We start from the raw sequence: 22,150 nt of genomic DNA, 5'->3' as shown, positions 1-22,150 counted from the left end.
GAACGGGATCTCTGTGACCAGGATCACCGCTTGGCGGCGGCATCCCCTCGCGAGATATGCCGTCCTGATTTTGGCGTTGGCGCTAGTCGGGATGGTATACGCCGCCTTTGTGCAGGTGAGCAAGCCCGCGGACGCGGCGCTCGCGTCCGGCAAGGTGGACGACGTGGCAGAGGGCAGGAGCCTGTTCGAGGCGCACTGCTCCAGCTGCCACGGTCTCAACGCCCAGGGCACGTCGACGGGACCCACGCTGATCGGCGTCGGCGCCGCGTCCGTCGACTTTCAGATGAGCACCGGCCGCATGCCGGCCTCCGACCCGGGCGCGCAGGTGCCCCGCAAGCCGGTGCCCGAGTGGGTCGACGAGAACGCCATCAGGCAGATCGGCGCCTACGTGCAGTCGCTCGGCGGCGGCCCGCAGGTGCCTGGCCACGAGCAGGTCGACCCCAAGCTCGGCGACGCCGGCAAGGGTGGCGAGCTGTTCCGCGCCAACTGCATCCAGTGTCACAACTGGGCGGGCGCGGGCGGCGCCCTCACGCAGGGCAAGTACGCCCCCAATCTGAACGAGGCCTCTCCCGCGCAGATCTACGAGGCGATGGTCACCGGCCCGCAGGCGATGCCGGTGTTCAACGACTCGACGATCACGCCCGAAGAGAAGCGCAACATGATTGCCTACATCACCCAGGTCCGTGAGCAGAAGGATCCCGGAGGTTTCGGTCTCGGGCGCATCGGCCCGGTCACCGAAGGTCTCGTAGCGTGGATCGTGGGCATCTTCGCCCTCGTGCTCGCCGCCATCTGGATCACCGCGAAGAAGCGACAGAAGTCATGACAGACAACGAGCACGAGATCGAGCAGCCGGATGACCGCGTGCCCAAGCGCGTCATCGGCACCCCCGGCCCCGGCACCTCGATGCTCGGCGAGGTGGAGACGAAGGCGGAGCCCCAGCCGCCGCAGGACGACACCGCTCCCGGTGTCATCCTGCAGGACGAGCAGAAGGCCCGGCGCGCCGAGAAGATCGTGGCGCTCTGCTTCACGATCACCTTCCTGGCGGCCGTCGCCTTCATCATCTCCTACGTGGTCTTCCAGGTCGGAAGCCCGGAGGCGACCGGCACCTCCAACCTGGCGCTCGGCAGCACGCTGACGCTGGCGGTGCTCGGGCTGGCCGTCGGCATCGTCATCTGGGTCCGCCAGATCATGCCGAAGTACGCGCTGGTCCAGGAACGCCACGAGATGGTCTCCGGCGAGGCCGAGCGCTCCGTGGTGGCCGACACCTTCGTGCAGGGCGCCAACGAGAGCGGCTTCGTCAAGCGCAAGCTGCTGCGCCGCACGCTGCTGCTCGCCGCCGCGCCGCTCGGACTCGTTCCGCTGGTGCTGCTGCGCGACCTCGACAACAGCAAGATGACCGGCGCCAGCTTCAACAAGCTGCTGCGCCACACGGTCTGGGGTGAGAAGACCAAGGAGGGCAAGCCGCTGCGCCTCGTCGTCGAGGGCACCGGCCAGCCGATCCGCGCGGCCGACTTCAACTCGCCCGGCGGCATCCTGTCGATCGTGCCCGAGGGCTACGAGCACGACCTGAACGTCCTCGCCAAGGCCACGCTGATCCTGATCAAGTTCCGCCCCGAGGAGCTCAAGGCGGGCGTCAACAAGAACTGGACGCACGAGGGCATCGTCGCCTACTCGAAGATCTGCACGCACGTGGGCTGCCCGGCCGCTCTGTACGAGCAGACCACCCACCACATCCTGTGCCCCTGCCACCAGTCGACGTTCGACGCGGCCGACGGCGCCAAGGTCATCTTCGGGCCGGCCGCCCGGCCACTGCCGCAGCTGCCGATCTCCGTCGACGACCAGGGCTACCTCGTCGCGCAGGGCGACTTCGCGGTGCCGGTCGGTCCCAGCTTCTGGGAGCGCGGCGACGCCGAGGCCGAGGCCAGGGCCAAGGGAGGCCAGGCATGAGTGACCTGAAAGAGGTCCCCAAGGGCATCGCGGGACCGGCCAACGCCCTCGACGCACGCCTGGGCGGGGCGAACTTCCTCAAGCGCAACCTGCGCAAGGTCTTCCCCGACCACTGGTCCTTCCTGCTGGGTGAGATCGCGCTCTACTCGTTCGTCATCCTGCTGCTGACCGGTACGTTCCTGACGTTCTGGTTCAAGCCGAGCATGGGCGAGATCGCCTACGCCGGCTCGTACGCCCCGCTGAAGGGCGTCATGATGTCCGAGGCCTACGCGTCGTCGCTGGAGATCAGCTTCGACGTCCGTGGTGGACTGCTCATGCGGCAGATGCACCACTGGTCGGCGCTGCTCTTCGTCGCGGGCATGATGGTCCACATGCTGCGGGTGTTCTTCACCGGCGCCTACCGCAAGCCGCGTGAGATCAACTGGATCATCGGCGTGCTGCTGCTGACGCTGGCACTCGCCGAGGGCCTGACCGGCTACTCACTCCCCGACGACCTGCTCTCCGGCGCCGGTCTGCGGATCACCGAGGGTGTGGCCATCTCGCTGCCGCTGGTCGGCACGTACATCACGTTCTTCCTGTTCGGCGGCGAGTATCCGGGCACCGACGTCATCTCCCGGTTCTACTCGCTGCACATCCTGCTCATCCCCGGCATCCTGCTGGCTCTCATCAGCGCCCACATGGTGCTCATGTGGGTGCAGAAGCACACCCAGATGCCGGGCAAGGGCCGCAACAACGCGAACGTGGTGGGCGCGCCGTTCTACCCGGCCTTCATGGCCAAGGCCGGCGCCTACTTCCTGTTCACGCTGGGCGTGGTGGCCGGGCTTGCGACGTTCACCCAGATCAACCCGATCTGGCTGTTCGGACCGTACACACCGGCGGACATCTCGGCGGGCTCGCAGCCTGACTGGTACATGGGCTTCCTGGAGGGCGCGCTGCGGGTCATGCCCGCCTGGGAGATCAACCTGTTCGGCACGTCCCATGCGGGCACCCTGCCGTTGAGCGTGATCATCCCGGCGCTGGCGCCACTCGGCCTCATCATGACCGGCCTGGCGCTCTACCCGTTCCTCGAACGGTGGATCACCGGCGACCACCGCGAGCACCACATCGCGGAGCGTCCCCGCAACAACCCGCACCGCACCTCGATCGGCATGGCCGCCGTCACCTTCTACGGCGTGTTCTGGCTGCTGGGGGCGAACGACGAGTTCTCGGCGTTCTTCAGCATCAGCCTGAACATGACGACCTACGTCGGCCGGGTGCTGGTGTTCGTCGCCCCGGTGCTGGCCTACGCGATCACCTACCGGATCTGCCTCGGCCTGCAGCGCGCCGACGCCGACATCCTCCACCACGGCGTGGAGTCCGGCGTCATCAAGCGGCTGCCGCACGGCGAGTTCATCGAGGTGCACACGCCGCCGGCGGAGGACATCGCGGCGCACATCCGGGGCAAGGAGGCGGTGCTCATGCTGCCCGTGGACGAGGACGCCTCCGGCATCCCGCCCAAGGGCATGCGCGGCCCGCTCGGCAAGCTGCGCGGCAAGATGTCCAAGACGTACGGCGGGGAGAAGATCCCGCTCGACGGGGGACACCCGCACGACGAGGAACACCCGCACGAAGAGGAGCACGCCGCCGTCACTTCCGGCGAGGACAAGTCTCTGACCCACTGATACGGCTGCCACGAAGGGCGTGGGCCCGGACGACTCTCCGTCGTCCGGGCCCACGCCTGTTCCTGGCCGCGGTGGGCTCAGGCGTGTCCCTGTGCGCGGGCTTCTGCGTGTGTGTAGGCGCGTTCGTGTGCGGGGGCTTCTGCATGTGCCGGGCCCGACCTTTCCCGGGGCTCGTAGCTTTCGCGGGCCCCGCTTCGCAGGTCCGTTACTCTCTGCGGGCCAGGTGCCGTTCGCGGGCGGCTCCGCGCGGAGCGCCTGCGACACGCTTGTGACCCCCGCGTCACGGGACGCGGGGTCACAAGGGGAGCGACGGTCAGTCGGACTCGGGGAAGCCGATGGAGAAGGCCGCGTCCAGGTCGTGCTTGGAGTAGGTGCGGAAGGCGATGTGCGTCACGGTGTGGAGGACACCGGGGACCTTGTTGAGGCGACCGGGGATGACCTCGGCGACCTGCTCGTAGGCGGCCACACGCACCATGGCCAGCAGGTCGTATTCGCCGGTGATCGAGTAGACCTCGCTGACGCCGTCGATCTCGGCGATCGTCTCAGCGACCTCCGGAATCCGGTCCACCTCGGCGTTGATGTGAACGATTGCCGTGACCATGCGACCAACTGTATCGAATCACCACAGAAGTCGCCCTTCCGGCTGCATGGCAAGTCGAGCCGTGGTCGGTGGGGCGGGTTGCGCAACGGGGTTGTGGGGTGGTTACCGCAGGGGGCGGCCCTCGCGGTTGCGGGGGTGGTCGAGGGTGCGGTAGGCGAGGTCGATGCGGGCCTTGTGGCGGGCGGCGCCGCGGGCGGGCAAACTCCACTGACCGTCGACCTCCACCAGTCGCACGCCGGGGGACTCCAGCCAGCGCAGGATGCACTCGGTCTCCTCGGCGCTGGCCGCGTGGACCGGGCCGGGGCCGGGGATGACGGCCTCGGCGGTGGCGGTGAGGGAGGCGACGAAGGGGGTGGGGTGGGCGCCGCGCGGCATGACGCCGGCGGCGGCGAGCCTGCCGTAGCGGATCACGTGGATATCCCAGCCGCCGTCGAAGGCCGGGCTGGCGGCGATGAGCTGCGGGATGCTGGTGATGGCGGTGAGGCGCTGCATGCGGGCGGCGGCGCGGACGAACGCGGCCAGCCGGTCGCGGTCGACGGAGGCCTCCTCGTAGCGCTGCTCGACCGACAGTCGCTCCATCCGGGCCGAGACCGCCTGAAAGACGGGCGCGGCGTCGAGGAGCATCGCGCGGCGGGCGGTCTCCACGTGGACGGAGTAGTCGGCCTGGCTCTGCTTGCCCTCGCAGGGGGCGCCGCAGCGGCCCATCTCGTGCAGCACGCAGGCGGCGCGGCGGGTGCGGGTCGTGATGGGCTGGGTGCACTGGCGCAGCGGCAGCGCCTCGTGCAGGGCGTTGCGGGCGTCGTCGGCGAGCCGGGCGCTGGAGAACGGGCCGAGATAGGCGGCGCCGTCGTCCCTGAGCTCGCGCACGATCGACAGGCGCGGGAAGGCCTCGTCGGTGAGCTTGAGCCAGACGACCTTCTCGGGAAAGCGGGATCGGCGGTTGTAGCGGGGTTTGGCGCCGCCGATCAGGCGCAGCTCCCTGACCTCGGCCTCCAGGGCGGTCGAGCAGACGATGTGGCGGACCCGCTCGGCGATGCCGATCATCTCGCGGATGCGCGGCCTGGTCTCACTGGCCGTGAAATAGGAGCGTACGCGGTTGCGCAGGTTGGTGCTCTTGCCGATGTAGAGGACCTCGCCGCGCTCGTCCTCGAAGAGGTAGACGCCGGGGGAGTGCGGCACCGACTCGGCGAGGTGGCGCTTGCGCTGCTGCTCGGGGGTGGGGGCGCGGACGAACGACTTGAGCTCTTCGAGCGTGTGCACCTGGAAGGAGCCGGCCCGTTCGATGAGGCCGTGGAGCACGTGCACGGTGGCCCTGGCGTCCTCGAGCGCGCGGTGGCACGGATCGGTGGGGCTGCGGAAGAACCGGGCGAGGGTGGACAGCTTGGCGTTGGGCGTCTCGTCGCGGGTCAGCACTCGCCGGGCGAGGTCGACGGTGTCGACGACCGGGTTGGCCGGTGGGGGATAGCCGTGTGCCGCGCAGGCGGCCTTGATGAAGCGGGTGTCGAAGCCGGCGTTGTGGGCGACCAGGGTGGTCCCCCGGATGAACTCCAGGAAGCTCGGCAGCACCGACTCGATCCGCGGCGCGGCCACCACCATGGCGTCGGTGATGCCGGTCAGCACGGAGATGAACGGCGGGATCGGCCCACCGGGATCGACCAGGGTGGAGAACTCCCCTAACACCTCGCCCGCCCGCACCTTGACCGCGCCGATCTCGGTGATCATGTGCTCGGCGGGCGACCCGCCGGTCGTCTCGAGGTCGAACACGACGAAGGTGACCGCGCTCAGCGGAGTGCCGAGCTCGTCGAGGGTGCCCTGTACCGGTTCCACGATCCAAGACCATAGACAGGCCGACCGACAGTTGCGGGTCCGGGACGAATAACTATTCGGCTTGAACCTTCGTTACCCTTCCCTTTATGTCCGGGGGAAGACTCGCCAACCGCTACTCCCTGATGCAGCCGCTCGGCAGCGGCGGCATGGGGCGGGTCTGGCTGGCCAAGGACGAGATGCTTGACCGCGAGGTGGCGGTCAAGGAGCTCACCCTGCCCCAGGGACTGTCCCCCAAGGAGCGGGCCGAGCTGGTCACCCGGGCCGTGCGCGAGGCGCAGGCGATGGCCCAGCTGCGTCATCCGGGCATCGTGGCGCTGCACGACGTGGTCGTGGAGCAGGACCGGCCCTGGATCGTCATGGAGCTGCTGCGCGGCCGCACCCTCGGCGAGGCGGTCGCGGCGCACGGCCCGATGCCGGTGGAGTACGTCGCCAGGATCGGCGCCGACATGCTCGACGCGCTGTCCGCCGCGCACGCCCGTGGCCTGCAGCACCGCGACGTCAAGCCGGGCAACGTCTTCCTCACCGACAGCGGCAGGGTGGTGCTCACCGACTTCGGCATCGCCAGGCAGGAGGGCCAGGCGACGCTGACCGAGCAGGGCATGACGATCGGCTCGCCCGGATTCATCGCGCCCGAGCGGCTGGAGGGCGCGGCGGGCGGGCCGGCCAGCGACGTGTGGTCGCTGGGCGCGACCCTCTATCTCGCGGTGACGGGCACGGCGGCCTTCGGCGGCACCGCCGCCGAGCGGATCAGGGCGACGCTGACCCAGCCGCTGCCGGTGGCGCCGGGGCCGCTCGGCCCGCTGCTGGCGGCCATGATGGCGGCGCATCCGGCGGCCAGGCCCGCCGCGCCGGCGATGATCCAGCCGCTGCGGCAGGCCGCCGCCGGTCTGCCCGCCGTGCTGCCGGTGCACCATGTGGCGACGGTGCCCCGCCCGGTCAGGCGGCGCGGCAGGCCCCTGCTGTGGATCGCCGCAGCGGCGACGGTGCTGGTCGTGGCCGCGGCGGCCACCGCCGTTGTCCTGATCCTGAAAAATCAGGACAACGGGGTGCCTGCGGCGTTCACTGTGCCCATGAACGTGTGCTCCCTGCTCACCCAGGAGGACGTCGGCCTGCTGCTGCGCACCCAGAAGCCGCCCGCGGGCAAGGCGAGCGCCGACGAGATCGGCCCCCAGTGCGGCTGGACCATGTCGAATACAGGCATGGAGGTGCAGGTGCAGAAGGACTCCGACACCCGCGATCCATGGGCCATGACCCCCGCGTCGGCCCGCACCCTCTTCGCCAACCAGCGGCGCTACTGGGCCGGCAGCGACAAGATCCAGTGGGTCTGGCCGGAGATCGGCGTCACGCAGGCCCAGTCGGTGACGCGCACCCCGGTCCGGGCCATGAAAGGCGTCGGCGAGGAGGCCTTCACCTTCGAGCTGAAGGGCTCCACGGGCCGGATGCACTCCGCCATCGTCTTCTACCGCCTGGCCAACCTGGTGGTGAGCGTCGAGTACACCACGCTCGCCGACCGGCCCAGCGACGACGACATCAAGCAGACGGCCCTGAAGGTGGCCCAGGCGAGCGAGCGGGCGTTGCGCCGTGCGGGCTGACGGATACCTGCTCGCCGGCCGTTACCGTCTCGTGGAGCGCCTCGGGCAGGGCGGCGCGGGCACGGTGTGGCGGGCGCACGACGAGACCCTGCACAGGCAGGTCGCGGTCAAGCAGGTCACCGTGCCGCCCGAGCTGACGCCGCGTGAGCGGGCCGAGTTCGCCGACCGGGCCATCCACGAGGCCAGGTCCGCCGGGCGGCTGCGCGACCCGGCCATCGTCCTGGTCCATGACGTCGTGCTGGCGAACGGCCAGCCGTGGATCATCCTCGATCTGGTCGCCGGCAGCTCCCTGGACAAGGTGATCAAGGAGCACGGCCCGCTCCCGCCGGACATGGTGGCCCGCATCGGCCTGCGCGTGCTGTCGGCGCTGTCGGTGGCCCACTCCCACGGCATCGTGCACCAGGACGTCAAACCGGCCAACATCCTGCTCGACGCCGACGGCTCGGCCATGCTCACCGACTTCGGCATCGCGGTCCCGATGGGCGGCAAGGCCGACAAGTACGGCAGCGCCGGCTCGCCCGGCTACATGGCGCCCGAGCGGCTCAACGAGCACCCCTCCGGCCCGGCCTCCGACCTGTGGTCGCTGGGCGCCAGCCTGTACACCGCGGTGGAGGGGCGAGCGCCGTTCGAGCGGGCGGGGCCCGCCGCCGTGGCCGCCGCGGTGCTGCTGCACGAGCCGCCGCCCCCGGTCAGAGCCGGTCGGCGGTTCGGTGGCCTGCTGACGGCCATGCTGGCCAAGGACCCGGCCGTCCGTCCCACCGCCGCCCAGGTGCGCGACGAGCTGCACGCCGTGCTCGCCGCCCCCGCGCCCCGCACCTCCTCGCGCCGCCGCTGGTGGCTCGTCCCGGCGGTGCTCGCCGCCGTCGCCCTGCTGGGCACGGGCGGCTGGTACGGCCTGGCGGTGCTGGGCCAGGAGGATCCCGGCAGGTTCGCGGCGGCGCCGGCTCCGTGCGAGCTGCTGACCGACGCCCAGGCCGCCCAGCTGCTCCAGGGCACCGCGAGACGGGCGGCGACCCGGGAGGGCGAGTGCCGGTGGCAGCTGCTCCAGGGCTCCAGGAGCATCCGCTCGATCACCGTACGGACCTGGGCGGAGCGGCCCGCAGGCGACCTCGGCGGCCCGGAGGTCGCGGCGCTGCGCTTCACCAACGAGCGCACGCTGCGCGCCGGCGCCGAGGGCGAGGTGTTCCGCAAGAACGTCGGGGCCGTCACCGACGTGGGTGAGGTGGGAGAGGCCGCGTTCGTGCAGAGCACCTTCCAGTTCGCCCTGGGCGCCACCGACGAGGGCCGCTCCGACAGCACGGTGCTGCTGCGCACCAGCAACCTGCTCGCCGAGGTCATCTGGCACAACGCGAGCGTCAAGCCGGGCACGGCGGACGAGCGGACGGCGGTGTCCGCCGCCCGGCTGGTCTCGACCGCGTTGCGGGAATGAGTCACCGCAAGCGTCCCGCAAGCCGGATGACTAGCATGTTTCACCGCAAGTCATGGCAATCCCCTGGAGTCCCTGGTGAATCCCGGTAGCGAGTATCCACCGCCTCGTCCGCCCTATCAGGTGCCGCACGGCGGGCAGTTCGAGCCACCGACCATGCCGCCTAGGCCCCCCATGCCGCCCATGCCCCCCGGCCGCCCGCCGGCGCGGCGTCCCTGGCTCCTGCCGGTGGTCGCCGTCTGCGTCGTGGCGCTCATCGGCGCCAGCGCCGCCGCCTACCTGGTGTACGGCCAGGTGCAGCGCACGTTCGGCACCACGGTCGCCGGGCCGGGCCAGACGACGCCGTCGAAGTCCGTCAAGGCGGCCGCGGTGACCGGCCCGGACGTCTGCTCGATGCTGCCGAAGCTGGAGGCCGAACGGCTGGTGCCCGAGGCCACGGTGGCCAAGAGCTCCCGAGACTCCGAGTACACGGTCAACTTCTCCTGCAACTGGGTGAACCGCCGCATCTCCTTCGGCGAGTTCTGGCGCAGCCGGGAGATCGACGTCAAAGTGGACCAGCATCGGGGCAGCGGCGCGAAGACCGGCCGCGCCATGGCCCAGAACTCCTACGACATCGACTACGGCGGCGCCAAGTTCGGCGAGACGGCCAAGCCCACCCAGGAGAAGGGCGAGAAGGACTACGTCTCGGCGGTCAAGGAGATCCCCGGCGTCGGCGACGCGGCCTTCGCCCAGTACACCTGGCGCCGCTCCGGCACCACGCTGTGGTACTCCTTCGGTACGGCTCGCGCCCGCGTCCAGGACATGACCATCGAGGTCGAGTACCAGGCGAGCCAGCAGCGCAAGGACGCCCAGATCCTCAGCAACGAGACCACCCAGTCGGTCACCGAGGCCAACGCGATCCGCGAGGCCACCAAGGTGATCACACACATCGCCAAGGGCGTGGCCGCCTGGAAGGCCGAGAACCCGGACGTGGTCGCGCAGCCGTACAAGGCGGCCACCGCCGCGCCGAGCGTGGCCCCCACGCCGACGCCGACCCAGCTCGCCGCCTTCCCGCCCGCCTGCCAGGCCATCACCGAGGTGGCCACCGGGCTGGTGCCCGGCCCGGTCACCAGGGCGCGTGGCATGGAGGCGGGCGACGACACGCAGACCGAGTGCCGCTGGCTCAACCTGGACGCCCCCGCGGGCGACGCGGTGACCCGGGTCCGCAGTGTGCTGATCACCGTGCACTCCTTCGCCAACCGCGCCGGCGTGGCCGACGCGACGGCCGCCAAGTCCTTCTACTCGGGTCGGCGAGGCGGGGACAGGAACATGGCGCAGTCCTCGTTCGGCGGGATGGAGACCGGCAAGGTGGTCGACCTCGAAGGCCTGGGTGAGCAGGCCTACGGCAAGTACCTCAAGACCAGGCGGGGCGAGGTGTCCGCGGGCAGCGGCGCGGTGATCGTGCTGCAGGGCGCCACGGTGGTGGAGATCGACTACGCCGGTGCCGAGCGGCCCAAGGGCCAGCCGGCCAACTCGCCCAAGGCCCGGCTGCTGGCCGAGAAGGAGGCCCGTGCCGGCGCGCTGACCGTGGCACGGGCGTTCATGCCGGAGCTGGCCGACAAGCCGATCGGGAGCTGAGCCGGCGACCTTGACCGCGGCTGTTAACGATCCTGCAACCACCCTGCAAGTGGGACAAATAGTGTTATTTCAGCAAGTGGTACGTGGGCCGCGTGGTCTGGTTCGCCCAGTACAGGGGCCTGAGCGGGCGGAGGGGGATACGCGCGGCTCACTGCCGCGCCCGGACCAGGAACGGCGCCAGCAGGCCGGGCACGGCCCGCGCCGCCAGGTCCAGCCCGTCGTCCCGCCCGATGTCGGCCACGTCGTAGTGACCGTCGCCGGCGGCCGTGGTCGCGGTGACGGTCAGCAGGCCCGACCGCCGCTGGAACGGTGACTCGGTGATCGTCCAGCCCACGATGCCGCCCCGGTCCAGCATGACCGTGCGCCGGTTGACCGTACCCCGCCTGGAGACCAGGTGGCGTTCGCCCAGCGCGTGGCCGAGCGCGCGGTAGGCGTCGGCGGCCAGCCAGAGCGCGATCGGCAGCGCCAGCGCCGCCAGGCCTGCCGGCACCGCCCAGAGCCGGCCGGCCTGTCCGGACAGCACGCCCAGCGGCTCCAGCCAGCCTGCGGCGGCGGCGAACCAGGCCGCCGCCGCCGCGAGCGCGGTCAGGAACACCACCGTGGACAGCGCCCAGCCGATCCGCCTGCGCCTGGCCGCCGGGGGATGGCGGCGGGGCGGGGCCGGCGCCGCCCCCGCCACGCGCGCCGCCACCTGGCCGGCCAGCTCGCGGGGCAGCGGCGGCGTGAGCGCGGCCACGTGCTCGCTCTCGCCCTCCTCCGCCTTGCCGAGCCCCGTGGCGACCGTCCTGACCCGCGCGCCGCCGCCCAGCCTCAGCAGCAGCGGCTCGCTGATCTCCACCCCGCGCAGCCGGCGCTCCTGCAGGGTCAGTGAGCGGTTCGTCAGCAGCCCGCGGCGCAGCCTGAGCCTGCCCGGCTCGCGGTCCAGCCGGTAACGGCCCCACGACTCGGCGAACAGCAGCAGCGCGCCCACCACGCCGGCGGCCACGTTCGCCGCCAGGATCACCGGGACCGCCATCCATGGCCGCCCGGTCACCCAGCCCCAGACGGCGGCCGCGGTGTCCGCCGTGAACCGGTCCACGCCCAGCAGGTCGACCCCCTTGAACAGGACGCCGAGCACCAGCCCGGCCCCGGCGAACGTCCACACCGACAGCGGCGCGTACCTCGCCCAGGCCCACCGCAGCTCGGCCAGCGGCGCCCGCGTGTCCTCGGCCTCGTGCGGGAGCAGGCCGTGACGCAGCTCCTCGGCGTCACGCACGGTCAGGGAGTCCAGGGCGAGCTCGGAGTCGGCGTCCGCGTGCTCGCCGGTGCCGACCTTGACCAGGGTCAGGCCGAACACGCGCCGTACCGGGTCCGCGCGCACGTCCACGCTGCGCACCCGGTCACGCGGGATCGAGCGATGCTGCCGTACGGCCACTCCCGTGCGCACCTCCAGCCGCTCGGCGGTCAGCCGCCAGCGGGTCGCGCGCAGCCGCGCGGCCTCGTACGCCAGCACCGCGGCGACGACCAGCACGCCGGCGCCGGCGCCGGCCGCGACGATCGCCTGCCACGGCCATGCGGCGCCGGCCAGCACCCGCGCCAGCACGATCACCACCGGCGCCGCGACGGCCAGTGACTTGACCCCCGCGGCCCCCAGGTTGCGGCGGGACAACTCCCGCCAGGTCTCGCCGGTCACGTGGCATCACCCGGCGTGGCCTGGGTGAGCGTGGTCAGCCGCGCGGCCAGGTCGGCGGCCAGCTCGTGGTCCAGCGCCTCGATCTTGATGGCGCCGGCGGCCGAGGCGGTGGTCACCGTGACGTCGGCCAGCCCGAACAGCCGCTGCACCGGCCCCCGCGCGGTGTCGACCGTCTGGATGCGCGACATCGGCGCCACCCGCCAGGTGTGGGTCAGCCAGCCTTCGCGGGTGTAGACCGCCTCGCCGGTCACCTCCCAGCGGCGTACCCGGTAGGAGGCGCGCGGCGCGACCAGCGCCAGGACGACGCAGCCCACGGCGAACGCGCCCGCCGCCACGCCGAGCCAGAGGGGGCGCTCGGTGAGGAACCAGAAGGCCGCCAGGCCGGCGGCCGCCACCGGCAGCAGGAAGAGCAGCCACTGGGTCGTCCACCACGCGACCGCCCTTGGGTCGGCCCACTCACGCGGCGGGCGCAGCATGGTGCCGCCGTGCCCGGCTGTCTCGGGCTCGATCTCGGTCTCGGTCTCGGTTCGGGTTTCGGTTCCGGGGAGGACTCGCATGGACCCAGCGTCTCCGGCCCGCCCGGCCCGCCGCGTCGGTCCGAGGTCTGGCCCGGTATCGACTTTGGTCGCTGTCGCCATGTCCTTCGTACGGCATAACCTCGGTGAACGTGACGGGCTCGGATGAATACCGGTGGGCGCTGCCGTCCGTCCTGCTGGGCGACGGCGGCGCGGGGCGGCCGGTGCGGCGCTCGACCCGTGACTGGTTCGTCGACATCGTCATGTTCGTGCTGGCCTGCGTGCTCGCCCTGGTGACCATCCCGGAGCTGGCGGACGAGCCCGAGCCGGTGATCGCGCTGGAGCAGGTGGCCGGCGTCCTGGGGTGCCTGTCGGTGTGGCTGCGGCGCCGGTGGCCGGTCGGATTCGCCGTGGTGACCAGCGTCCTGTCGACCTATCTGGAGCTGGTCGGCGGAGCCGCCGTCGTCGGGCTGTTCACGGTGGCCGTGCACCGGCCGTTCAAGGTCTCCGGCTCCATCGCCCTGCTCAGCGTGGTCACTCTGCTGCCGTACGTGTTCCTCAGGCCGGATCCCGAGCTCGGCCTGCTGGGCACGTTCGTCCTGGGCCTCGCCATCATGCTGACGGTCTTCGCCTGGGGGGTGGTGGTGCGGGCCAGGCGGCAGCTCGTCTGGACGCTCAGGCAGCGGGCCGACATCGCCGCCGAGGAGGCCAAGCGGCTGGAGCGCGAGCGGATCGCCAGGGAGATGCACGACGTGCTGGCCCACCGCCTGTCCATGCTCAGCCTGCACGCGGGGGCGCTGGAGTTCAGGCCGGACGCCCCGGCCGAGGAGATCGCCAGGGCCGCCGGGGCGATCAGGAGCAGCGCCCACCTGGCGTTGCAGGACCTGCGCGAGGTGATCGGCGTGCTGCGCCATCCGGGCTCGCCCGGCGACGAGCCGGTGCCCGAGCGGCCGCAGCCCACCCTGGCCGACCTGCCCGACCTGGTGGCGGAGTGCGAGCAGGCGGGCATGGACGTCCGGCTCGACCTGGCGGTCGGGCACGCGCCGGAAAGCCTGGGCCGCACCCTCTACCGGATCGTGCAGGAGGCGCTGACCAACGCCCGCAAGCACGCCGACGGCGCTCCCACGACCGTGGCGGTGACCGGGGCTCCGGGGGAGGGGCTGTCGGCCGAGGTGCGCAACGCCCTGTGGCCGTGGTCCGGCTCGCGCATCCCCGGAGCGGGGGCCGGGCTCATCGGGCTGACCGAGCGGGCCGAGCTGGCCGGCGGGCGGCTGGAGCACGGCGCGACCCCCGAGGGAGACTTCCTCGTGCGAGCCTGGCTACCATGGCCGGCCGACGACCCCAGGGAGGATGCATGACCGCGCCGATCCGCGTCCTGATCGTCGACGACGACGCGCTCGTCAGGGCCGGGCTGTCCATGATCCTGGGCGGCCAGGACGACATCGCGATCGTGGGGGAGGCGGGCGACGGGTCACAGGTGCCGCCGATGGTCGCCGAGCACCGGCCGGACGTGGTCCTGATGGACATCCGCATGCCGGAGGTCGACGGGCTCGCCGCGACCGAGGCGCTGCGCGGCACCAAGTCGCCGCCTGAGGTGCTGGTGCTGACCACCTTCCACGCCGACGCGCAGGTGCTGCGCGCGCTCCGCGCGGGCGCGGCCGGGTTCCTGCTCAAGGACATCCCACCGGCCGAGCTGGTGGCGGCCATCAGGAAGGTGGCGGCGGGCGAGCCGATCCTGTCGCCGGCGGTGACCCGCCAGCTCATCTCGCACGTGTCCGGCGACGGCGCGGGACAGCGCACCGAGCGCGCCCGCGCCCTGCTCGACCGGCTCAGCGAGCGTGAGCGCGAGGTGGCGGCGGCGGTCGGCCTGGGCAGGTCCAACGCCGAGATCGGACGTGAGCTGTTCATGAGCGTGCCCACGGTCAAGGCGCACGTCTCACGCATCCTCACCAAGCTGGGGCTGAACAACCGGGTGCAGATCGCGCTGCTGGTCTACGACGCCGGCCCGTGAGCGGCCGGTCGATCGTCGGAGCCGGTTCCCGGAGGCTGAGGGCTGGAATTCCAGCTTTTCGCCTGGCCGGCCGCGTCAGGTCGTACCGCGTTCCCTGACAGGGCCGGACGTGGCGCGCCTGCTGGGCGAGCGCCGGTCCTCGCGCGGTCCGCTGACGCCCACCAAGCGCTTGTCCCCTTTCGGGTGTCCGTTACGGACAGGTAGCCGACAGCCGTACCCTTGTCTGAAAGAGCATGTCATGAAGGGACAGTGGGATGAGTTCAGCGGGTGAAGGCCTGTCTCGCCCGCTTCCCGAGCAGGTGCGGCTGAATGTCGTCGACCTGGCGGCTCAGGTTCTCGGCTCGATGCCGCCTGTCGCCGTCCCGCCGCCGCTGCGCGGCATCGCCAAGTTCGACCCGCGCAAGCGCGCCAGGCTGGGCAGCGCCCCCATCGCCGCCCAGCTGGAGAACGACAAGGAGTTCCGCGAGGCGGTCGCCGAGTCGGTGGCGGCCGGCTGGCCGGAGCTCATCGCCTCACTGGCCGAGGGCAACGTGCCGCCCGCCGCCGATCCGGTGCTCGTCGCCGCGGCGGCCTACCTCATCCGCCCCCCCGGCTGGGCGGAGATGGTGGAGTCGGCCAGGGCGGATCTGGAGCGGTCGGCGGTCGCGGCCGAGGGCTCAGAGCGCGAGGAGGTCGTCTCCCGGCTGCGCGAGCAGCTCGCCGCCCTGAAGAGCACCGCCAAGGAGGAGGCCGAGCGGTTGCGCGAGCAGCTCAAGTCCGCCCGCGCCGAGAACTCCGACCTGCGCCGCAAGCTGCACGAGACGCGCGAGCGCGCCAAGGCCGCCGTGCGCCGCGCCGATGAGATGGCGCACGCCGCCGAGGACGCCAAGATCGCCGCCTCGGCCGCGGGCAGCGCCGGCGAGTCCGAGCTGCGGCGGCTGCGCGAGCGCCTGGCCGACGTCGAGAAGCAGCTCGAAGCCTCGCGCCGGGCCGCCCGCGAGGGCAGGAGCATCGAGGACGCCCGCATCAGAGTGCTGCTCGACGCGCTGCAGGACGCCTCGGCGGGGCTGCGCAGAGAGCTGGCCCTGCCCACCACGATCAGCAAGCCCGCCGACTCGGTCGCCGCGGCCACCGGCGAGCGTCCGGGGGTGCGCGGGGTGCCCGCCCGCGCGCTGGCCGACGACGACCCCCAGCTGCTCGACCAGCTCCTCGCGCTGCCCCAGGTGCATCTGATCATCGACGGCTACAACGTGACCAAGTCCGGCTACGGCACCCTCACCCTCGCCGACCAGCGCACCCGGTTGATGACCGGCCTCGGCGGGCTCGTCGCCCAGACCCGGGTCGAGGTGACCGCCGTGTTCGACGGCGCCGAGCTCAACTCGCCGGTGCAGGTGGTGGCGCCGCGCGGGGTGCGGGTGCTGTTCAGCGCGCCGGGCGAGATCGCCGACGACCTGATCCGCCAGCTCGTACGCGCGGAGCCGCCGGGCCGGGCCATCGCCGTGGTCTCCTCCGACCGCGAGGTGGCCGAATCGGTGCGGCGGATGGGAGCCAGACCCGTTCCGTCTGGATTGCTGCTTCGACGGCTGGGCCGCGCCTAGATTACAAATATGACGTTTAGGTGAGACTTACCCCGTCACTTCTGTACTATTTCGCCCCAGGTATATCCCCTGGGAGGCGACGCTGTGAGGTTGGGCCGGATACCCCTGGCCACGGGTCTTGCGATCGGGCTGCTGCTGACCCCGATGGGAGGCGCGCTGGCCGATCCCAAGCCCACGGTCAGCCAGGCCAAGGCGAAGCTGAAAAAGCTGAATGACAAGGCCGACAAGGTCGTCGACCGCTACAACACGGCGACCGAGAAGTACAAAGCGGCCAGCGGCCGCTACGCCAAGCTCAACGAGAGCTACAAACGCAAGCTGGCCACCGTGGCCGATCTGCGCGAGCAGGTGGTCGCGATGGCCGTCGACACCTACAAGATGGGCGACTACACCTCGTTGCCCACGATGATGACCAATGACGAGCCCGGCGACATGCTGTACAGCATGTCGCTGACCCAGCAGCTCTCCCAGGAGCGAGCCGACAAGCTCGCCGCCTTCGACCGGGAGAACCGCGGCCTCAAGATCGAGCGCGACAGCGCCCAGGACGCCCTCGGCGACGCCGACAAGGAGCGCGACGCGGTCAACAAGGACCGCAAGGAGATCCTGGCGCTCATCGCGCAGCAGAAGAAGCTCCTCAACAGGCTCGGCGCCTACCGCGCCGGCAATCCCAACAGCACCGGTCTGAAGTACACCGGTCCGGCCTCGGGCAACGCCGCGGCGGCGCTGTCCTTCGCCTACGGCCAGATCGGCAAGCCGTACGTCTTCGGCGGCACGGGACCGGGTGGGTTCGACTGCTCCGGCCTCACGCAGGCCGCCTGGCGCGCGGCGGGCGTCGAGCTGCCGCGCACCACCTGGCAGCAGTGGACGGCCGGCCGTGCGGTGGACATGAACGACCTGCAGCCCGGCGACCTCATCTTCAGTCAGGGACTGGGGCACGTGAGCCTCTACGCGGGCAACGGTCAGATGGTGCACGCACCGCAGACCGGTGATGTGGTCAAGGTGGTCTCCCTTTCCGCCTACGGCAGTAGTTTCGCGGGCGCCCGCCGCCCGTAATCCACACCCTTCGAGCCGGGTCCCGGAACATTTCCGGGGCCCGGTTTTGTGCTTTCCAGGCGTGAATGGATGTGACGCATGTGACAAGAGGTACGGATGGGACCTGACAATCCATTCATTCGTCAACTGTGAGAAGGGTCACTTTTCAATAACGAACCCCCATATCCCAGCAGTGGTTGAGGACTTGACTCGCCCTTTGTCTGATCTTGACTGAGGCACTCAGGCTTTGCCAGATCGTGACGACCGGGCGTAGCTTCTGGCCTCGCGGCGCCACGCCATGGCGCCGCGGACCGCCATCGGATCTTCCGAGGTGGACCGATGAACATTCCAGCCGGTCGCCGCCCCGCCCTTGTAGACGAATGGAGGCGGTGACCTGCCGAGTCCGTGCAGCCAGGAGGCACGGAGCCGGGGACCCAGCGATCCGCGTTTCCGGATCAGGGGTGAATCGGCGCGACACGCGCCGTAGGGCGACTTCCAGGCCCGAATCCGTCAGCTAACCCGGTAGGCGTTCGTGGAAGCTCCAAGGAGAAATCCTGTCTACCTCTTCGCAGAACCCCCGTCTGTCCCGCATCGCCCTGAGTGGCGTGGCGCTGACCATGACCGTGACAGCCGGAGGGATGGTCCTCCCTGCCACGTCGGCGCAGGCGGCGACGATGAGCGAATCCTCCGGCTCCTCCGGGACGAAGGCGGCCAAGTCCGCCAAGTCCGCGAAGCGGGCCAAGGTCGCTCGGCAACAGCTGATGGCCGGTAAGGCGGTCGCGGTGGCCAAGAAGCAGATCGGTGACCCGTACCGTTACGGCGGCACCGGACCCGGTTCGTTCGACTGCTCGGGTCTCGTCCAGTTCGCCTGGAAGAAGGCCGGAGTGAAGATCCCGCGCGTCACGTACAGCCAGTTCGCGCGCATCAGGACGAAGGTCTCCTACAAGAACCTGCGGGAAGGAGACCTGATGTTCTTCCGCGGGCTCGGCCACGTCGGCATGTACGTCGGCGGCGGCAAGATGATCCATTCGCCGAGGACAGGCGAACGGGTGCGCATCGAGAAGCTCGCGGGATGGCGCAAGTCGTCGTTCGTGGGCGCGGTACGTCCCGGGTTGTGATCCCCGGTCCGAAGGCCTCGTCCCGCCCGGGACGGGGCCTTCGGCCGTCCCGGCCGCCATCAGGCTGCCATCGGGCCGTCTTCGGGCCGTCTTCAAGGCGGAGCTGCCGTTCGGACGGCTACCATCGGGCATCGTGTCCGTGCGGGTGAGCCGTCGAGCGGTGCTGGCGGCCCTGCTGCTGGCCGGGGCCGCCACGGCCAGCGCTCCGGACCTCGCCGAGGTCCCGGCCCCGTGGGGTGACGAAGCGGTGGTCGTACGAGGGAGAAGCTCTTCGGTCGCCGGGCACCACGCCCCCGCCGAGCTGCTCCGCGACCTGGCGCGCCGGGCCGACGCGGCCGGGCGGCGGGTGGCGGGCGTGCTGGGCCGGCCGGTGCGTCCGGTGGTCCTGGTGCCCGGCTCCGCCGCCGAGGCCGCCGGGCTAGCGGGGGTGGCGTCGGTCGACGGGCTGGCCGCCGTGGCGGACGACGGCCGGGTGATCGTGGTGCCCGAGTTCTTCGCCCGGCTCACGGCGACCGGCAGGGACGTGGTGCTGACGCACGAGCTGACCCATGTCGCCGCGGGCACCGGCGGGCTGCCGATCTGGCTCTACGAGGGTTTCGCCGACTACGTCGCCTACCGGGACGCCGGGCTGCCCGTGCGGGTGGCCGCCGCCGAGCTCGCCGCCGAGGTCAGAGCGGGACGAATGCCCCGCCATCTGCCGGGACCGGCGGACTTCGCCCTCCAAGGGGACGGCGCCAGGCTCGCGCGGGCGTACCAGGAGGCCTGGCTGGCGTGTCGCTTCCTCGCCGGGAACCGGGGTGAGAGGACCCTGGTGAGGCTCTACCGTGAAGCTCAGGCGGGCGGCGTCGACGGGGCGCTCGCCTCGCTGGGGCTCTCGACCGGCATGCTGACGGAGCGGTGGCGCGCGTACATGCGCGACCAGCTGGCGTGAGGGGACGCGAATGGACCAGAACAGAAACGACGCGGCGGACGACGACGTCGGCGTCACAGAGGCGGGCGAGGTCGCCGTAGAGGCCGGCGAGAGCGCCGAGCCCGCCGGCCGAGCCGCGCCCGGCAACGGCGCCGGACAGCCCGCAGCGGGGCGACCCGCTGGACAGGCCCCGGAGGGGGGAGCCGCGCCCGGCAACGGTGCTGGACGGCCTCCAGAGGGGCAGGGGAGGGGTGTGGCGGAAGCGGGGGACGAGCGGCGGGCCACGATGCTGCGGCGGCAGGCCGGGGCGGCGTTCGCCGTGCTGGGCGCCGTGCTGGTGGGCGTGGTGGCGTTCACCACGCCCTGGCAGGCGCTGCCTTCCTCCGCGCCCGCCGTCACGCCCGACCCGGCCCGGGACTTCACCGCCGCCCAGCTGGCCAGGTCGCAGGCGTTCGACGCGGCCACCAGCCTGCCCAGCTATCTGTCCCTCGGGCTCGGCCTGGTGTTCGCGGGCCTGCTCGTCGCCACCCCGCTCGGCGCGAAGCTGCTGGGATGGGTGCGCGGCCCGTGGTGGGTGCGGGTCCTGCTGGGCGTGTTCGCCATCACCGCGATCGAGGAGGCCCTGCGCTGGCCGCTCGGCATCTGGTTCGAGACGGTGCTGCGCGACTATGGGCTGTCCACCCAGGACTGGGTGGGCTGGACGGCGGACCGGCTCAAGGGCATCGGCATCAACGCGGCCCTGCTGACCGTCATGGTGCTCGCGATCGTGGCCCTGGCCCGCCGGATCAGGCGCTGGTGGATTCCCGCCGCGGTGGGGGCGTTCGCGCTGACCGTGAGCGCCTCCTTCGTCTACCCCGTGGTGTTCGAGCCGGTGTTCAACGACTTCCACGCCATGCCCGCCGGGCCGCTGCGCACCAACCTGATGGCGATGGCCGAGCGCGACGGCGTCCCGGTGGAGGACGTGCTGGTGGCCGACGCTTCACGCAGGACGACCGCGCTCAACGCCTACGTCTCCGGTTTCGGCGCCACCCGCCGGATCGTGGTCTACGACACCCTGCTCAAGGCGCCGCAGCCCGAGGTGGAGCTGATCGTGGCGCACGAGCTGGGTCACGCCAAGCGCGACGACGTGCTCTACGGCACGCTCGTCGGCGCGATGGGGACCGCGCTCGGCGCGATCATGCTGTTCCTCGGGTTCCGGCTGCTGCGCAGGCGCACGGGCATCGCCTCGATCACCGATCCCCGCGCGGTCGGCGTGATCATGGGGTTGATGACCCTGGCCACGTTCCTGTCCGGCCCCGTCCAGAACATGCTCAGCCGCACCGTCGAGGCCAGGGCCGATGTCCATGCCCTGGACCTGACGAGGGACCCGGTCACGTTCGCCGCGATGCAGAAACGCCTGGCAAGCACCAACATTTCTGACTTGTCGCCGGATGCGGTGGAATATGTGCTCTATGCATCTCATCCCACGACGCCTCAGCGGATCGCCCTCGCGCGCTCCTGGGCAGAACTGAACGGCGTCCCCGGCCCGTGACCAAGGTGGTCTTCGTCACGAACGACTTCCCGCCCCGGCCGGGCGGCATCCAGTCGTTCGTGCACGGCCTCGCCCTGCGCACGCCGGACGCGGCCGTCTACGCCCCGGCCTGGCCCGGGTGCGCCGAATTCGACCGGCGGCAGCCGTACCGGATCGTGCGTCACCCGGGCCGGCTCATGCTGCCCACGCCCGCCGTCGCCCGCCGGGCCGCCCGGCTGGTCGCCGAGCACGGCGCGGGCACGGTCGTGCTGGGCGCGGCGGCGCCGCTCGGCCTGCTCGCCCCGCGCCTGCGCGCGGCGGGCGCGCGGCGGGTGGTGATGCTCACCCACGGCCACGAGGCGTCGTGGGCCGGCGCACCGGTCTTCCGCTCGGTGCTGCGCAGGATCGGCGAGCACGCCGACGTGGTCACCTACCTGGGCGACTACACCCGCGCCCGGCTGGCGGCCGTGATCGGGGAGGACAAGCTGGTCCGGCTCGCGCCGGGCGTGGACACCGAGCTGTTCCGCCCCCCGGCGGTCAGGGCGGAGCCGCGCGAGCTCGCAGGCCTGAGCGGCCGGCCGGTGGTCGCCTGCGTGTCCAGGCTGGTGCCGCGCAAAGGGCAGGACCAGCTCATCCGGGCCTGGCCCGAGGTGCTGCGGGCGGTGCCGGACGCCGTGCTGCTGCTGGTGGGCGGCGGCCCGTACCGGCGCGAGCTGGACAAGCTCGCCGCGGGCCTGCCGTCGATCGTGTTCACCGGCACGGTCCCCGCCGCCGACCTGCCCGGCTACTACGCCGCCGCCGACGTCTTCGCCATGCCGTGCCGCACCCGATGGGGCGGCGTGGACGTGGAAGGGCTCGGCATCGTCTTCCTGGAGGCGTCCGCGACCGGGCTGCCGGTCGTGGCGGGCGATTCCGGCGGCGCGCCCGAGGCGGTGCGGCACCGCGAGACCGGCCTCGTCGTCGACGGCGACAGCGTCGAGGAGATCGCCGCCGCGCTGATCGAGCTGCTGGCCAACCCCGACCAGGCGCGCAAGCTCGGCGCGGCCGGCCGCGACTGGATCGCCGGGGAGTGGTCCTGGGACCAGGCGGCCGCCCGCTTCCGCGCCCTGCTGTGACGGGCCCAGCTGTGACGGCCGC

At 71.6% G+C, this 22,150-nt stretch carries 18 protein-coding genes and 1 riboswitch; of the genes, 14 read left to right on the top strand and 4 right to left on the bottom strand.

The window, feature by feature from the left end; translation table 11 throughout:
- The first annotated feature begins 13 nt into the window (after nt 1–13).
- From ACIBQX_RS06230 to ACIBQX_RS06220, 3 genes are read left to right on the top strand one after another with little or no spacing between them, the layout of a single operon-like run.
- Nucleotides 14–823 (top strand): c-type cytochrome, encoded by an 810-nt coding sequence (locus tag ACIBQX_RS06230; RefSeq protein ID WP_397001172.1) that lies wholly within the window; start codon nt 14–16, stop codon nt 821–823.
- On the top strand, nt 820–1,947 hold the full coding sequence (locus tag ACIBQX_RS06225) for a Rieske 2Fe-2S domain-containing protein (protein WP_397001170.1): 1,128 nt from the start codon (nt 820–822) through the stop codon (nt 1,945–1,947). The genes ACIBQX_RS06230 and ACIBQX_RS06225 overlap by 4 nt, the downstream gene beginning before the upstream one ends.
- Nucleotides 1,944–3,608: a cytochrome bc complex cytochrome b subunit gene (locus ACIBQX_RS06220; RefSeq protein ID WP_397001168.1), complete on the top strand. Its 1,665-nt coding sequence runs from the start codon at nt 1,944–1,946 to the stop codon at nt 3,606–3,608. The genes ACIBQX_RS06225 and ACIBQX_RS06220 overlap by 4 nt, the downstream gene beginning before the upstream one ends.
- Before the next feature lie 313 nt (nt 3,609–3,921).
- On the opposite strand, the gene ACIBQX_RS06215 is transcribed toward ACIBQX_RS06220, so the two are convergent.
- Both ACIBQX_RS06215 and ACIBQX_RS06210 read right to left on the bottom strand, forming a co-directional pair.
- Entirely contained in the window at nt 3,922–4,209 is a 288-nt protein-coding gene (locus tag ACIBQX_RS06215; protein ID WP_397001166.1) for an Lrp/AsnC family transcriptional regulator, read from the bottom strand.
- Nucleotides 4,210–4,311: 102 nt separating this feature from the next.
- Nucleotides 4,312–6,036, bottom strand: coding sequence for a DEDD exonuclease domain-containing protein (locus ACIBQX_RS06210; RefSeq protein WP_397001164.1), 1,725 nt, complete (start codon nt 6,034–6,036; stop codon nt 4,312–4,314).
- An 86-nt stretch (nt 6,037–6,122) separates the two neighbouring features.
- On the opposite strand from ACIBQX_RS06210, the gene ACIBQX_RS06205 reads away from it, so the two are divergent.
- The 3 genes from ACIBQX_RS06205 to ACIBQX_RS06195 all read left to right on the top strand — a co-directional run bounded on the left by ACIBQX_RS06205 (nt 6,123) and on the right by ACIBQX_RS06195 (nt 10,671).
- Complete coding sequence (locus ACIBQX_RS06205) at nt 6,123–7,628, top strand: serine/threonine-protein kinase (protein WP_397001162.1); 1,506 nt, start codon at nt 6,123–6,125, stop codon at nt 7,626–7,628.
- The gene (locus tag ACIBQX_RS06200; RefSeq protein ID WP_397001160.1) at nt 7,618–9,057 is read left to right on the top strand and encodes a protein kinase; all 1,440 of its coding nucleotides are present in this window, start codon (nt 7,618–7,620) and stop codon (nt 9,055–9,057) included. Before ACIBQX_RS06205 ends, ACIBQX_RS06200 begins: the two co-directional genes overlap by 11 nt.
- A 180-nt stretch (nt 9,058–9,237) precedes the next feature.
- Nucleotides 9,238–10,671 (top strand): hypothetical protein, encoded by a 1,434-nt coding sequence (locus ACIBQX_RS06195; RefSeq protein WP_397001158.1) that lies wholly within the window; start codon nt 9,238–9,240, stop codon nt 10,669–10,671.
- A gap of 148 nt (nt 10,672–10,819) precedes the next feature.
- Here ACIBQX_RS06195 and ACIBQX_RS06190 read toward each other — a convergent pair whose 3' ends face one another.
- Both ACIBQX_RS06190 and ACIBQX_RS06185 read right to left on the bottom strand, forming a co-directional pair.
- Nucleotides 10,820–12,343 carry a PH domain-containing protein gene (locus tag ACIBQX_RS06190; protein WP_397001156.1) on the bottom strand — a complete coding sequence of 508 codons (1,524 nt, stop codon included), beginning with the start codon at nt 12,341–12,343 and terminating at the stop codon, nt 10,820–10,822.
- The gene (locus ACIBQX_RS06185) at nt 12,340–12,900 is read right to left on the bottom strand and encodes a PH domain-containing protein (protein WP_397001154.1); all 561 of its coding nucleotides are present in this window, start codon (nt 12,898–12,900) and stop codon (nt 12,340–12,342) included. The genes ACIBQX_RS06190 and ACIBQX_RS06185 overlap by 4 nt, the downstream gene beginning before the upstream one ends.
- A gap of 110 nt (nt 12,901–13,010) precedes the next feature.
- Between ACIBQX_RS06185 and ACIBQX_RS06180 the strand changes: the two genes are divergently transcribed.
- The 8 genes from ACIBQX_RS06180 to ACIBQX_RS06145 all read left to right on the top strand — a co-directional run bounded on the left by ACIBQX_RS06180 (nt 13,011) and on the right by ACIBQX_RS06145 (nt 22,128).
- The gene (locus ACIBQX_RS06180; protein ID WP_397001152.1) at nt 13,011–14,216 is read left to right on the top strand and encodes a sensor histidine kinase; all 1,206 of its coding nucleotides are present in this window, start codon (nt 13,011–13,013) and stop codon (nt 14,214–14,216) included.
- Nucleotides 14,213–14,869: a response regulator gene (locus tag ACIBQX_RS06175; RefSeq protein WP_397001150.1), complete on the top strand. Its 657-nt coding sequence runs from the start codon at nt 14,213–14,215 to the stop codon at nt 14,867–14,869. Before ACIBQX_RS06180 ends, ACIBQX_RS06175 begins: the two co-directional genes overlap by 4 nt.
- 254 nt (nt 14,870–15,123) lie before the next feature.
- Nucleotides 15,124–16,446, top strand: coding sequence for an NYN domain-containing protein (locus tag ACIBQX_RS06170; protein WP_397001148.1), 1,323 nt, complete (start codon nt 15,124–15,126; stop codon nt 16,444–16,446).
- A gap of 84 nt (nt 16,447–16,530) precedes the next feature.
- Complete coding sequence (locus ACIBQX_RS06165) at nt 16,531–17,496, top strand: NlpC/P60 family protein (protein ID WP_397001146.1); 966 nt, start codon at nt 16,531–16,533, stop codon at nt 17,494–17,496.
- A 364-nt stretch (nt 17,497–17,860) separates the two neighbouring features.
- A riboswitch (cyclic di-AMP (ydaO/yuaA leader) is annotated at nt 17,861–18,019 on the top strand.
- Nucleotides 18,020–18,149: 130 nt separating this feature from the next.
- Nucleotides 18,150–18,593: a C40 family peptidase gene (locus tag ACIBQX_RS06160; RefSeq protein ID WP_397001144.1), complete on the top strand. Its 444-nt coding sequence runs from the start codon at nt 18,150–18,152 to the stop codon at nt 18,591–18,593.
- Between the two features lie 133 nt (nt 18,594–18,726).
- Nucleotides 18,727–19,524, top strand: a complete 798-nt coding sequence (locus tag ACIBQX_RS06155) for a hypothetical protein (protein ID WP_397001142.1) — start codon at nt 18,727–18,729, stop codon at nt 19,522–19,524.
- A gap of 10 nt (nt 19,525–19,534) precedes the next feature.
- Nucleotides 19,535–21,034, top strand: coding sequence for a M48 family metallopeptidase (locus ACIBQX_RS06150; RefSeq protein ID WP_397001140.1), 1,500 nt, complete (start codon nt 19,535–19,537; stop codon nt 21,032–21,034).
- Entirely contained in the window at nt 21,031–22,128 is a 1,098-nt protein-coding gene (locus tag ACIBQX_RS06145) for a glycosyltransferase family 4 protein (RefSeq protein WP_397001138.1), read from the top strand. Before ACIBQX_RS06150 ends, ACIBQX_RS06145 begins: the two co-directional genes overlap by 4 nt.
- The last annotated feature ends 22 nt before the right edge of the window (nt 22,129–22,150 follow it).

Origin of the sequence: Nonomuraea sp. NPDC049714 (assembly GCF_044465295.1) — a bacterium.
Lineage (GTDB): Bacteria > Actinomycetota > Actinomycetes > Streptosporangiales > Streptosporangiaceae > Nonomuraea.
This window is presented reverse-complemented; position numbering and strand designations above follow the sequence as displayed.